General features: G+C 34.2%; 12 protein-coding genes. 9 read left to right on the forward strand and 3 right to left on the reverse strand.

What is annotated here, in order from left to right; genetic code table 11:
- Nucleotides 1-10 precede the first annotated feature (10 nt).
- Genes OCV67_RS00855 through OCV67_RS00895 form a run of 9 tightly spaced genes read left to right on the forward strand, consistent with a single transcriptional unit; the run spans nt 11 to nt 9,032 of the window.
- Entirely contained in the window at nt 11-898 is an 888-nt protein-coding gene (locus OCV67_RS00855; RefSeq protein WP_147641964.1) for a polyprenyl synthetase family protein, read from the forward strand.
- Between the two features lie 26 nt (nt 899-924).
- Nucleotides 925-1,386 carry a divergent PAP2 family protein gene (locus tag OCV67_RS00860; protein WP_262644130.1) on the forward strand — a complete coding sequence of 154 codons (462 nt, stop codon included), beginning with the start codon at nt 925-927 and terminating at the stop codon, nt 1,384-1,386.
- Nucleotides 1,329-3,287 carry a 1-deoxy-D-xylulose-5-phosphate synthase gene (gene dxs / locus OCV67_RS00865; protein ID WP_262644132.1) on the forward strand — a complete coding sequence of 653 codons (1,959 nt, stop codon included), beginning with the start codon at nt 1,329-1,331 and terminating at the stop codon, nt 3,285-3,287. The genes OCV67_RS00860 and dxs overlap by 58 nt, the downstream gene beginning before the upstream one ends.
- On the forward strand, nt 3,277-4,077 hold the full coding sequence (locus OCV67_RS00870; RefSeq protein WP_147641965.1) for a TlyA family RNA methyltransferase: 801 nt from the start codon (nt 3,277-3,279) through the stop codon (nt 4,075-4,077). The genes dxs and OCV67_RS00870 overlap by 11 nt, the downstream gene beginning before the upstream one ends.
- Nucleotides 4,074-4,928: an NAD(+)/NADH kinase gene (locus OCV67_RS00875; RefSeq protein WP_147641966.1), complete on the forward strand. Its 855-nt coding sequence runs from the start codon at nt 4,074-4,076 to the stop codon at nt 4,926-4,928. The genes OCV67_RS00870 and OCV67_RS00875 overlap by 4 nt, the downstream gene beginning before the upstream one ends.
- A gap of 41 nt (nt 4,929-4,969) precedes the next feature.
- Entirely contained in the window at nt 4,970-5,407 is a 438-nt protein-coding gene (gene argR / locus OCV67_RS00880) for an arginine repressor (RefSeq protein WP_147641967.1), read from the forward strand.
- A gap of 2 nt (nt 5,408-5,409) precedes the next feature.
- Nucleotides 5,410-7,077: a DNA repair protein RecN gene (gene recN / locus OCV67_RS00885; protein ID WP_147641968.1), complete on the forward strand. Its 1,668-nt coding sequence runs from the start codon at nt 5,410-5,412 to the stop codon at nt 7,075-7,077.
- Nucleotides 7,078-7,090: 13 nt separating this feature from the next.
- Nucleotides 7,091-8,050, forward strand: coding sequence for a DnaD domain protein (locus tag OCV67_RS00890; protein WP_147641969.1), 960 nt, complete (start codon nt 7,091-7,093; stop codon nt 8,048-8,050).
- 1 nt (nt 8,051) lies between these two features.
- Nucleotides 8,052-9,032, forward strand: a complete 981-nt coding sequence (locus OCV67_RS00895; RefSeq protein WP_262644134.1) for an ATP-binding protein — start codon at nt 8,052-8,054, stop codon at nt 9,030-9,032.
- Between the two features lie 56 nt (nt 9,033-9,088).
- Here OCV67_RS00895 and malQ read toward each other — a convergent pair whose 3' ends face one another.
- Genes malQ through OCV67_RS00910 form a run of 3 tightly spaced genes read right to left on the reverse strand, consistent with a single transcriptional unit; the run spans nt 9,089 to nt 13,622 of the window.
- The gene (malQ, locus tag OCV67_RS00900; protein WP_147641970.1) at nt 9,089-10,585 is read right to left on the reverse strand and encodes a 4-alpha-glucanotransferase; all 1,497 of its coding nucleotides are present in this window, start codon (nt 10,583-10,585) and stop codon (nt 9,089-9,091) included.
- 13 nt (nt 10,586-10,598) lie between these two features.
- On the reverse strand, nt 10,599-11,435 hold the full coding sequence (locus OCV67_RS00905; protein ID WP_317235023.1) for an endonuclease/exonuclease/phosphatase family protein: 837 nt from the start codon (nt 11,433-11,435) through the stop codon (nt 10,599-10,601).
- A gap of 9 nt (nt 11,436-11,444) precedes the next feature.
- Nucleotides 11,445-13,622, reverse strand: coding sequence for a PTS transporter subunit IIBC (locus tag OCV67_RS00910; protein WP_147641971.1), 2,178 nt, complete (start codon nt 13,620-13,622; stop codon nt 11,445-11,447).
- Nucleotides 13,623-13,648 lie beyond the last annotated feature (26 nt).

A 13,648-nucleotide genomic window follows, 5' to 3' on the forward strand; every position in this document is an offset into this window, starting at 1 on the left:
GGAGCATTTTATGAACGATTATACGAAAAAGACTCTTAATGAGTATATTTCTTTTACGGAAAGTACATTAAAAAAATTCAGCTATAAAAACAAATTAGGCTTACAATCTTCCGTTGCGGACGCTATGGATTATTCGCTTGAAGCTGGAGGTAAAAGAATAAGGCCCGTATTGGTTCTTGCGTTCTGCCATATGTGTGGAGGCGATTATAGAAAAGCTGCTGCACCAGCGGCGGCTATTGAAATGATACATACCTTTTCGCTTATACATGATGATCTTCCGTGTATGGATAACGACGATTTCAGAAGAGGTAAGCCGTCATGCCATAAAAAATTTGGTGAAGTTTGTGCAGTTCTGGCAGGCGACGCCCTTGCAATAAGACCGTTTCAGGTTATTGCTGAATCAGAATTAAACGACAGTATGAAAATAAAGCTTATTGCAGAACTTGCTTGCTCTTCCGGCGCTGAAGGTATGATAGGCGGTCAGATTATTGATATGGAAAATGAACAACGCAGCACAGTTAATGGAGAAAATCTTCGTATGATGTATGCGTTGAAAACCGGAAGACTTATAAAAACGTCATGTGTAATGGGCTGTATTGCTGCTGAAGCTTCAGACGAGCAGGTAAAAAATGCGGAGGAATACGCACATTGTCTGGGACTTGCTTTTCAGATAATAGACGATATTCTTGACGTAACCGGTGACGAGGCAGCTTTGGGAAAGCCGATAGGTAGCGATGCGGAAGAAAATAAGACAACCTTTGTTACATTATACGGTATTGAGAATGCGAGGGAAGAAGCGGTAAAGCTTACTGATAAAGCAATGAAAATACTTGGCAGATTTGACAATAATGAATTTCTTATAGAACTGACGAAATATCTTTTGGACAGAAATTATTAACAAATCTTATAAGGGTGTGATTTCTGGTGTTTTATAACCCGGTATTGATAGGCGGGGCTGTTGCTTGGTTTATGGCACAGTTTATCAAGGTACTGCTGAATCTGATTAAATTCAGAAGGTTTGATATGGAACGGATTTTTGGTTCAGGAGGTATGCCTAGTTCTCATTCATCTACAGTTTGTGCCGCCGCAACTGTTGTTTGCAGATTATACGGACCAGATTCGGCTATTTTCGGGGTTATGGTTATAATGTCGGTAATTGTTATGTATGACGCAATGAATGTCAGATATCATGCCGGTGTTCAGGCAAAGGAGCTGAACATTATACGAAAAGAACTAAAAAATAATAAAGTTCTCAATGAGGACTTTATTAATAAAATTTCAGGAAATGAATTAAAGGAGTTATTGGGACATACTCCGCTGGAGGTATTATGCGGCGCTGTTCTGGGAATAGCGATAGGTATAATTGTCCCTGTATTACGGATATGAATAATAATACTGAAATAAATAATGTGGCTTTAAATGCTCTGGATCTTCCGGAGGATCTAAAAAAGCTTGACATAAATCAATGCAAGGAATTATGCCGTGAAATAAGACAGATTTTGATTGATACCGTATCCAAGAACGGAGGACATCTTGCTTCCAACCTGGGAGCAGTAGAGTTGACCATGGCAATTCACAGGGTGTTTAATTCTCCGGAGGATAAAATTGTCTGGGATGTTGGACATCAGTCTTATACTCATAAGCTTCTTACAGGACGTCTTGACAGATTTTCTACAATAAGAAAGGAAGACGGTATTTCCGGATTTACCAAACCTGAAGAATCTTTGCATGACGCTTTTATAAGCGGTCACAGCAGTACGTCGGTATCTGCAGCTTACGGTATAGCGCAGGCTATGAAAATAGACGGAAGTGAAAACTATGCTGTAGCTGTAACAGGCGACGGTGCTTTGACCGGCGGTCTGATTTATGAAGGACTTAATAATGCGGGTAAATCCAATACTAATTTAATCATTATTCTTAATCATAATGATATGTCTATTTCTAAAAATGTCGGTGCACTTGCAAAATATCTGCTTAGTATAAGAAATAAACGGGGTTATCTTAAGACTAAACGAGCAGTTGAAAAAGTCCTTACAAATACTCCTGTTGTAGGAAAACCAATTGTAAAGGTGCTTAAAACTTCAAAAGATACAGTTAAAAATACCGTTTACCGCAAAAGCAATAACACAACGATATTTGAGGACTTGGGATTTATTTATTTGGGACCGGTTGACGGACATAATCTGGAGGATCTTGAAGAAGTTCTATATACTGCCAAAAGTTATCACAAACCGGTTGTTGTTCATGTAAATACCGTTAAAGGCAAGGGATATGCACCGGCTGAAAAAAATCCCGGAGAATTTCATGGAATATCTAAATTTGATATAATGACAGGCAATCCTGAAGTATCGTCTGACGATTGTTATTCTACTGTTTTCGGAAGAGAATTACTGAAGCTGGCTTTAAAAGATCAAAAAATTTGTGCAGTCACTGCTGCAATGAAATACGGTACAGGACTTCAGTATTTTTCTAATCAGCTGAAAGATAGATTTTTTGATGTCGGGATTGCTGAACAGCATGCTGTTACTTTCTCAGCCGGATTGGCTTCAATGGGAAAAATTCCGGTATTTGCCGTATATTCTTCTTTTCTGCAAAGAGCTATTGATCAGCTTATACATGATGTAACTATAGGAAAAAATCATATTGTTTTAGGTATTGACAGGGCAGGAATAGTCGGTGAGGACGGAGAAACTCATCAGGGATTATATGATATTCCATTACTGACTGCTATACCAAATGCTGAAATATATTCTCCCGCCTGTTATGAAGAATTAAAAATGTGTTTGAATGAAGCGATATACAAATGTCAGGGACTGGCTTGTGTGCGTTATCCCAAGGGTAATGATTGTACAAGCTTTAATAAATCAGATCTTAATACCTCTTATACGTTTACTGAAAATCACTGTTCTGATTTATTGCTTGTTTCCTATGGAAGAATTTATGATGAGCTTTATAAAGCTTATGTACTTTTAAACAATGAAAACGTTAAATGTGATATTTTAAAATTGACTAAAATTTTTCCGCTGGAAAATTACATTATACAAAAATCATTAAAATATAAAAAAATTATATTTTTTGAGGAAAGCAGCGTCAGCGGAGGAATATCGCAGATTTTTGGTAATGAACTGTTACTTAAAAATTTTTCGGGTAATTATTATTCAAAAGGTGTAAAAGGATTTGTAAAACAGGCGACTATAAAAAGTATACTTGAAAGAATAGGACTCGACTGCGATTCTATGGTTGTTTATATAAAAAATATTCTGGAGAATGATATAAATGAGACTTGATACAGAGCTTACTGCAAGAAAGCTTTTTTCAAGCAGGCAAAAAGCAAAAAACGCCGTTGTAAACGGATTGATTAAGGTTGACGGTGTTGTATGTACGAAACCTTCCTTTAATGTTGATGAAAACTTTTCTATTGAAATAGCAGGTGATGTACTTCCATATGTTGGCAGAGGCGGACTTAAGCTGGAAAAAGTAATAAAAAAACATAATATAAGATTTGATAATATGGTTTGTATGGATATTGGTGCGTCAACAGGAGGTTTTACTGATTGTATGCTTAAAAACGGAGCAGATTATGTATATGCCGTTGATGTTGGTTCAGACCAGCTTGCTGAAAGTCTTAAAGAAAACAAACGGGTCTGTAATATGGAAAAAACAGACATACGCAATATACTACCTGAGGATATCGGGAAAAAAATTAATTTTATTTCTGTTGACGTATCGTTTATTTCATTAAAACTAATACTTCCCAAAGCATGTGAAATACTTGATAACAGCGGTAAAATGGTGGTATTGATCAAGCCGCAGTTTGAAGCGGGAAAGCCTAATATTGGGAAAAACGGTGTTGTTAAATCTCTTAAAATTCATGAAAATATATTGTATGATATTATAAATTTTTCAGAAAAACTTGGTTTTGAAATAATTGATTTGGATTATTCTCCGGTCACCGGAAGTAAAGGTAATATTGAATATTTGATGTTTTTAAAAAAAGGTTCAGCATGCAGTTTAATTGATATACATAATTTGGTTAAAAATGCGTTTGATAAATTAAAAACCGGAGGAAAAGCATGAAAGCGGCTATATTTCCTAATTTTCAGAAAAAAAATGCTTTGGAATGCGCAAGAAATTTATGTGACATTCTAAACGATTGTGATATTGAAGTTTATGTAGATAATACTTTTATAAATGAGTTTGAAGATAAAGCTTTTGTAAAATACGGTTTGTTTGATGAATTTGTACGTGAAGCTGATTTTGCAATGGCTATAGGAGGGGACGGCACTATATTAAAATGTGCCAAACATATAGTGGAGACAAATACCAAACTTTTGGGGATAAATACGGGAAGACTTGGATTTATGTCTGCACTTGAATCCGGTCAGCTGGATCAGATTGCAAATATAAAATCCGGTAAATATAATGTCAGTGAAAGAATGATGATAAATGTTCGTATTGACAGCAATGGAAGTATTTATGAATTGGAAGCATTGAATGACGTGTCTGTTTCCGCTGCATATTCAAAAATATGTGATTTTAATATTTATGCTGACGGTAATATTATCGGGTCGTACAGAGCAGACGGTGTTGTTTTCAGTACTCCTACGGGATCGACCGCTTACTCTCTTTCTGCCGGAGGTCCTATTATTGAACCTGAAATGGAATGTATTGAAATGACATTGATATGTCCCCATTCTCTATTTACCAGACCGATGATATTTTCACCTGATAAAAAAATAAAATTTCAAAATACACTTGAATCTAATCCTGATATATTTGTTAGCGTCGACGGAGGAGAACCTATTAAATTATCAGTAAATTCATGCGTTGAGATCTCATGTTCAAAGCATAAAATTAAAATTATTGATATGAAAGAAAACACTTTTTATAATTCACTGAATAAAAAATTAATGTATCCAATCAAATAAAAGTGAAAGGAGGCTCTGAGTATTTCAGAGAAATAACATTTATGAAAAACAAAAGACAATGTAAAATTCTGGATATTGTAAAAATGCACGATGTAGAAACGCAGGAAATGCTTCAAAGTCTGCTTTCACAGTATGGTTTTAATGTCACACAGGCAACGGTTTCACGAGATATTAAGGAATTGAAGCTTGTAAAAAAATCCGGAAAAAACGGTGTTTACAGATATGAAATACCAGCCGCTGATATTCCAAAACAAAATATTTTTATTGATACGGTAACAGATATAGATTATGCTGTAAATACTGTTGTAATTAAGTGCCATAACGGTATGGCACAGGCTGCATGTGCGGCGCTTGATTCTATGAAGTATGAAAATATTGTCGGTACAATTGCCGGAGACGATACGATTTTTGTTTTAATGAGAACTGAATCTGATGCGGATAATTTGGTAAAAACATTTAAAAAACTTATCTGGGGGTAAAAATGCTTAAGGAACTTTATATTGAAAATCTTGCAGTAATTGAAAAAGCAGTTATCCCTTTTTCAAATAATTTTAACTGTTTTACAGGTGAAACCGGCGCCGGAAAATCTATACTTATAAATGGTATTAATGCAGTTTTAGGTCAGCGTGTGACCAAAGATATAGTGAGAACCGGATGCAAGAAAGCAATAATTACAGCGTTATTTTCTGATCTCAGCGAAGAGGTAAAGACGCTGCTTGATGAACTGGGTATATCTTATGATAATGATGAAATAACTGTTACTAGGGAAATTAATTCTGATGGAGGAAGCAATGCGCGTATAAATTCAAGAACTGCATCAATTGCCATGCTCAGAGAGATTGGCGAATTACTTATTACTATACACGGTCAGCATGATAATCAGATACTTTTATCACCGGAAAAACATATTAATGTACTGGACAGTTTCGGAGATACAGAACAATTAATAGCTGATTATAAAAATGATTTTAAAAAACTTCAGTCATTGGCAAAGCAGCTGGAAAAATCTAAAAGATCAAGAGTTGAAAAGCGAGATCGTATTATATTACTTAAAAGCAGAATTGATGATTTAAAAGAAGTTGATATAACTGAAGAAGAATATATTGAATTGGAAAATGAATTCAGACAAATTCAGAATACTGACAGAATTTTTAAATCCCTTCAAGTAATAAATGCTATACTTAGTGATGAAAATGAAAATAATACAATTGATATGCTGTCAAAATGTGAAAACGAATTATCTGGAATTGCTGAATATTCCAATGAATTTTCACAGCTTTTTGAAAGATTATCTACATTGAAAATTGAACTTCAGGATATATCTGATGAAATTTACAGTATTGCAGACTCTTTTGAAATAGATAGCGAAAGAGCAGAATATGTAGTTTCAAAATATAATTCTCTTAATAATTTACAGAAAAAATACGGTTGTGATTTTTCCGGACTGATAAGGCTGTATAATGAAGGAAGAAAAGAATTATCTGAAATGGAATTTTCTGATGAAGATTTGAAAAAAATAACAGAAGAGAAAAAAAAACTGCTGCATCAGGTTACTGATAAAGCTAAAAAAATATCTGAACATAGAAAAAATATATCTGAGTTGTTTGTCAGAAGAGTAACCGAAGAACTTCGTTTTCTTGATATGCCTAATGTTGTTATTGAGGTAAAGCATGATATAGGTAAACTTACTATAAATGGTATGGATAGTATAGAGTTTCTTATATCTGCCAATAAAGGGGAAAAACCTAAGCCTATTGCCAAAATAGCGTCGGGCGGTGAATTGTCAAGAATTATGCTTGCACTTAAAAGCGTTATTGCAGACAGAGATTCTGTTGCCACAATGGTATTTGATGAAATTGATACCGGAGTAAGCGGAAAAGCAGCTCAGAAAATTGGTATAAAAATGAAACAAATCAGTAAAGACAGGCAGGTAATTTGTGTTACTCATTTGTCACAGTTGGCAGTTATGGCGGATAATCATTTACTTATTGAAAAAAATACTGTCGAAAATAAAACTATTACAAATGTAATAGAATTAGATTTTAATGGAAGAATAAAAGAAATTGCACGAATTATGGGCGGAGAAAATCCAAGCGAATTAATATTAAAAAGCGCTGAAGAAGAATTAAATAAAGCCCGTAATATTTAATCAGGAGATTTATATGGAATATTTTTTAAATGCGGGTAATTTTGGTTCGGTTTTTGCCGTTCCGATATCTGTTGTTGATAATTATATAAAGCTTGCCAATGAGGCGAGTATAAAAGTACTGCTTTATATGCTCCGAAATAATGAACAGGCGCTTTCATGCAAAAATATATCTGACGCATTGAATATTTCAGAAAATCAAGTGGAAGAGGCTTTTGTGTTTTGGGAAAATGCAAATGTATTTGTAAAAAAAAGCGATGCCTTTGCTATTGAACTTGAAAAAAAACAGAGTGTTGTTAAGGAAGAAACTAAACCAGAAATACATAAACAGAAAAGACCCAATTATAATATTAATCCTTCCGACATTGCTGAAAGAATAGAAAATTCCGAGGAAATAAAATGTTTATTTTTAATGTCTGAAGAGGCATTCGGAAGACCTCTTACTCATACAGAACAGAGTATTTTTATTTGGATTCATGATTACTTAGGTCTTAGTACTGATGTTATTCTGATGCTTACGGCTTATTGTATTTCCATTGAAAAGGGAAATATTAGGTACATTGAAACTATAGCTGCTGATTGGGCCGATCGGGAAATTAATAATCTGGAAACAGCTCAGGATGAAATTAAGCGATTGGAGGAATATTCCGGATTTAATCGAAAAATTATGAAAATATTCGGTATGAACCGCAAGCCAACTTCTAAGCAGCAGGAATATATAAATACATGGAAAGAAAAAAATTATAATATTGAACTGATAGAATATGCATATGAAAAAACAATAGAGTCAATTGATAAGCTTAATTTTCCTTATATAAACAAAATATTGGAAAATTGGTATGAAAACGGTTTGCTGACAAAAGCACAGATAGATAGTGCTAATATCAAAAGAAACAGTAATCCTGAAACAGAGAAAAAAAGTTATTCGTTTGATATTAATGAAATTAAATCTTTGACTAATAATTTTGGAGAATAATATGATTGATGTAATTATTTTGAATAAAGCTATAAGTGAAATAAAGAACAGACGAAATATAGCCCGTGCTGAAAATAATATGCATTTTGAAGAAATTAATGAAAAAATACCGGAAATAAGTGAAATCAATAATCAATTGGCTAAAACAAGTATGAATTTACTGAATATTATTAAAAGCGGTCAAAATATAAGTGAAAAAATGGAAGATTTAAAAGAGAAAAATATACAGGCTCAAAAAATAATAAAAAATCTTCTTACTATTCATGGTTATCCGGAAGATTATCTGCAAATAAAATATACATGTGAAAAGTGTTTTGATACAGGATTTATTAATAATGAAAAATGTGAATGTTTACAAAAACTGATAGCCAAAATAACAGCAAACGAAATGAATAAAAATTCACAAATTAATTTATGCAGTTTTGATTCATTTGATTTAAATTATTATCGGGGAAATAATCCGGAGAGCACTGCGAAATATCGCAATATAATGAGTAAAATATATAATTACTGTAAAAAATATGCTGATAATTTTAGTTTGTCAAGCAGTAATATATTAATGTTTGGTAAAACGGGCTTAGGTAAAACACATTTATCATTATCAATAGCCAATGAAGTTTTAAAAAAAGGATATAATGTTCTTTATGATTCGGCAATGAATTACTTAAATCAGATAGAAAAAGAGCATTTTGGAAGGGATATTAGCGGTAAGGATACGCTTAGTGTATTATTAACGGCTGATCTATTAATATTAGATGATTTTGGAACTGAATTTGAAAAATCGTTTTATGTATCAGTTATATATAATATAATTAATACAAGATTAAACAGAGGACTTCCAACTATAATCAGTACTAATTTATACCATGAAGAAATACTTGAAAAGTACGGTGAAAGAATATTTTCCAGATTGTTTACAGTATATGAAAGTATGGAATTTGTTGGAACGGATATAAGACTCATTAAAAGGAAATCGGGTTAAAAATTATTATTAAACAGAGTAAAAAAAGCCTTTATCGCTTATTTTACTCTGTTTTTTTATTTTAATCTTCCATAGAGTTCTGCTATTCTATATATTGTTTGTTTAAGACTATCGGATAGATCTTCATTTTTTAGTCTCCACTTCCAGTTTTTGCCCAAAGTGGACGGTTCATTCATTCTGCATGAATCATCATAGCCAAGATAGTCTTGCATGGGGATAATACATAATTTTGCGTTGCTTCTCATAATCAAGCAGATAAATGATGTATATAATTCACTTGTAGGCGTATTGTAATCACATAGATATTCCCTTGCTAGGTTTTGTTCTTCTTCTGAAATTGTATCAAACCATGAGGTGATTGTTTGATTATCGTGAGTTCCTGTATATGCAATACAGTTTTCACTGTAATTGTGAGGAAGATAATCATTTCTGCATCCGGTATCCCTTGAATCAAAAGCAAATTCCAGAACTTTCATGCCCGGAAAACCGCTTTCCTTTACCAATTGGCGTACAGAATCTGTCATATATCCCAGATCTTCAGCAATAAAATCTTTTTCACCCAGTACTTTTTTTATTGCTTTAAATATATCCATTCCAGGACCTTTTTCCCAATGACCATTTATAGCGTTATCAGCGCCGTATGGTATGGAATAATATTCGTCAAAACCCCTGAAATGATCAATTCGTAATACATCATATAAATTAAAGCAATGTGAAAGCCTGGAAATCCACCATTTATAATCTGTTTTTTTATGATAATCCCATTTATACAATGGATTGCCCCAAAGCTGACCTGTTGCGGAAAAACCGTCCGGAGGACATCCTGCAACAGCAATTGGAGTATTATTTTCATCAAATTGAAAAAGCTGTGGATTTGCCCATGCATCGGCGCTGTCAAATGCAACGTAAATTGGAATATCGCCTATAATTTTAATGCCTTTACTGTTAACATAAGTTTTCAGTTTGTTCCATTGTAAATAAAAATGAAACTGCATAAATTTCTGAAATTCAATTTCTTCGCTTAATTCATAGCTATATTTTTCGATTGCTTCGGGAGTCCGCAATTTTATATCTTCATTCCATTCTGTCCACGGAGAACCGTTAAATTTATTTTTTACTGCCATAAATAATGCATAGTCATCAAGCCAATAACTGTTTTGATTAACAAAGGATTGAAATTTGAAATCCTTGCTGATATCGCTTCTTTTGTATGCTTTATTTAAAAGAGTATAACGATTTTTGTAAAGACTACCATAATCGATACTGCTAATATTTTCACCGAAATTAATTTCATTGCATTCTTCCTTAGTCAGATAACCTATATCAATAAATTCTTCAAGATTTATAAAATAAGGATTTCCGGCAAAAGAAGAGAATGACTGATAAGGAGAATCCCCATAGCTTGTGGGACCAAGGGGAAGTATCTGCCAGTAAGACTGTCCGGCTTCGTTGAGCCAATCTGCAAAATTATAGGCGGCTTCAGAAAAACAGCCTATACCGTATTTTGACGGCAAACTTGAAATATGCAGTAATATTCCGGAACTTCTGTTCATAAATTTCCTCCTGTTAAATTGAAATAATCACACCGTAATGGTCTGAAACTACAGGTCTGTTTTTACCGTTAAAAATAACGTTAGAGCTTTTTACTGGTATTTTATGTCTACACCATATATGATCTATTCTTATATTAGTTTTTTCTTTTAATTTGTCTTTCCAGCCATCAATAACCTTTTCAACTGTAAATCCATTATCTTTTTCTTTTGCAAGATTATAACAATCATACCAACCGGAAGCGTTAATTAAGTCATATCCTTCGTTTCTGACTTCTGCCGGACTGTTAAAATCACCCATGATCCATATGTTTTTAAGTTTGCATAAATGATCATTGAGTTTTTTCCATTGACGTTCAAAAGGATCTTCATTATCATTCCACCAGCCCATATGAACGCTGTAAAACCATTCTTCTTTCTTGTCATCAGTAAGAATACCAAGAACTTTTCTGGTTTTCCAGTTTTCGTAATCATCGTTATTGCTTATTAAAAAAGTATCGGTTTTTAAAATAGGTTTTAGACTTAAAACTGCCAGACCTTCATCAAACTTGCCATAACCATTTTTCAGCGGCAGCCATGTCCAGTAATAATTAATATTTTTTTCATTAAGAATTTTTATTATATGATATGCATGATTGTCTTTAGTAATCCGGACAGATGACTGACAGGGATAAAAACCTGTCAGTTCATTTTCCGGAACAGGAGTACAGTTTATTGTCTGATTGACTTCCTGTAATGCTATAATATCCGGTTTTTCCTGTAAAATGGCATCAGTAAATATTTTAAGCTTTGTTTTATAGTTGTTTTCAATAAGACTGTGTGTGTTAAGCGTAAGAAGTTTAATTATTAACACCTCTGTTCATTAAAGAATATCATTGATATCTGACTTTAATACATCTGCTTTCGGACCGTAAACCGCTTGTATTCCTGTATCCTTTTTAAGCAATCCTAAAGCGCCTTCTGACTTCCATGCTTCAGCGTCTGCAACTATATCAGGATTCTTAACAGTTACACGAAGCCGTGTCATACATGAATCAACAAAAACAATGTTGTCCCGTCCGCCCAGTAATGCTATTATGCGTTCCGGCTGACCGTCCGACTTACCGGTATTTTTAGAATCTGAGATTGAAATTGCCATATCATCATTATTATCACTGTAATTTCCAAGACGTCCCGGAGTTGCGAATTTAAATTTTCCTATCATATAGTAAGCTACAAAATATCCCACTGCAAAGAATACTATAACAGCTATAATAAAATTAATTATGTCACCGCCAAGTCCTGCTTTCAGCGACATTGGTATACGGGTAATCAATTCAAGATTTCCAAATGAATGAAGTCGCAAATCGAAAATTCCTGCTAACGCAAATGCACAGCCCTGCAATATCGCATAAACAATATAAAGAGGAATGGCGCAGAACATAAACATAAATTCAATTGGTTCAGTTACGCCTGTCAGAAATACTGCAAGGGCTGTTGAAACGAACATTGAACGGTATTTTTTTCTTTTATCCTTGTCTACTCTGCGGAACATTGCCAAAGCAACTCCAAGAAGAAGTCCGGTAGCGCCGATCATTTGACCTACCTTAAAACGTGCCGGAGTAACTGATTCAAGAAGATTATTGTAAGAATCCATATCCCCTTGGTTTTTAAAATTGATAAGATCTGTTACCCATGCGAGCCATAGAGGATCCTGACCAAATACTTCTGAACCGATATTTGCTCCTGTTTGAATCATATAAGTTCCGCCGAAAGAAGTATAGTTCATTGGAATTGTAAGCATGTGGTGAAGTCCGAAGGGAAGAAGCAAACGTTCAAGGGTACCGTATATAAACGGCGCCAGAACAGGGGAGGACGATGAAGAATTTGCAATCCACATTCCGAAAGAATTTATACCCAGCTGTACAACAGGCCATACGACTGCCAATATAAGTGAAATAATCACAGACCATAAAATTACTACAAGAGGTACGAATCTCTTTCCGTTAAAAAATGACAGAGCATCTGGAAGTTTACGGAAATTATAATATTTATTATAAATAATTCCGCCTACGAATCCTGATATAATACCGACAAAAACGCCCATATTAAGTGCAGGAGCGCCCAGAACGGACGTAAAATAACCGTTTACTTCTATTTCCTGTCCGAAAAGTGTATGAGTTACTGCGTTAGGATCGTTTAGCATGTCGTTTGTAACTCCGAAAATTGCACCGGTAATACTGTTAATTAAAATAAAGGCTATTACAGCGGCAAATGCTCCTCCGGCTTTTTCCTTCGCCCATGAACCGCCTATTGCTATGGCAAAAAGTATATGAAGATTATTGATTATTGCCCAACCGATATTCTCCATAATATTTCCGATAGTCATAACAAGCTGTATATCTCCGCCTGCCATTGCAATAAGCTTGCCGAGACTTATCATAAGTCCGGCTGCCGGCATTACTGCAATTACAACCATCAGAACCTTTCCGAGCTTTTGCAGAAAGTCAAAGTTAAGTGAATGTTTTTTCTTTTTGCTTTTAATATCTGTGTTTTCATTTGAAGAGCTGTTTTGTTCTGGTTCTTCAATTTCTGCGTCTTCTACAGTTAGGACAGCAATCTTTCCTGCTTTTACCATTCCTTCATTTACTGTCATAATTTTATTTTCAATACCGTCGCATATTAAAACAGGTGTAATTAGATTGATGTTATGCTGTTTTAGTAATTTTATATCAGCTTCTGCAATTAGATCTCCCACTTTTACGTTATCCCCAACTTTAACATGAGAGGTAAATCCCTGTCCCTTTAGCGATACTGTTTCAAGACCGAAATGTATGAGTATTTCCAGTCCGTCGTCAGATTCAATACCATAGGCATGGCGTGTATCTGCAATAGAAGAAATCTTACCGTTTACAGGACTGTAAATTTTTCCGTCTTCAGGTATAATGGCACAGCCTTCACCAAGAACTCTGTCAGAAAAAACAGGATCCGGTACTTCGTCAAGTGAAATAACCTTGCCGTTAATTGGAGCAAAAACTGATTTAACGTTTTTATTATCCAAATTATATCCTCCTTTATAATTATTAG

Origin of the sequence: Porcipelethomonas ammoniilytica, assembly GCF_025567485.1 — a bacterium.
Classification (GTDB): Bacteria; Bacillota; Clostridia; order Oscillospirales; family Ruminococcaceae; genus Porcipelethomonas; species Porcipelethomonas ammoniilytica.

What these genes read in the sequence shown, in the direction of transcription:
- OCV67_RS00855 (WP_147641964.1), top strand. Translation starts at nt 11, where the DNA reads ATGAACGATTATACGAAAAAGACTCTTAATGAGTATATTTCTTTTACG.
- dxs (WP_262644132.1), top strand. Translation starts at nt 1,329, where the DNA reads ATGCGGCGCTGTTCTGGGAATAGCGATAGGTATAATTGTCCCTGTATT.
- OCV67_RS00870 (WP_147641965.1), top strand. Translation starts at nt 3,277, where the DNA reads ATGAGACTTGATACAGAGCTTACTGCAAGAAAGCTTTTTTCAAGCAGG.
- OCV67_RS00875 (WP_147641966.1), top strand. Translation starts at nt 4,074, where the DNA reads ATGAAAGCGGCTATATTTCCTAATTTTCAGAAAAAAAATGCTTTGGAA.
- argR (WP_147641967.1), top strand. Translation starts at nt 4,970, where the DNA reads ATGAAAAACAAAAGACAATGTAAAATTCTGGATATTGTAAAAATGCAC.
- recN (WP_147641968.1), top strand. Translation starts at nt 5,410, where the DNA reads ATGCTTAAGGAACTTTATATTGAAAATCTTGCAGTAATTGAAAAAGCA.
- OCV67_RS00890 (WP_147641969.1), top strand. Translation starts at nt 7,091, where the DNA reads ATGGAATATTTTTTAAATGCGGGTAATTTTGGTTCGGTTTTTGCCGTT.
- OCV67_RS00895 (WP_262644134.1), top strand. Translation starts at nt 8,052, where the DNA reads ATGATTGATGTAATTATTTTGAATAAAGCTATAAGTGAAATAAAGAAC.
- malQ (WP_147641970.1), bottom strand. Translation starts at nt 10,585, where the DNA reads ATGAACAGAAGTTCCGGAATATTACTGCATATTTCAAGTTTGCCGTCA.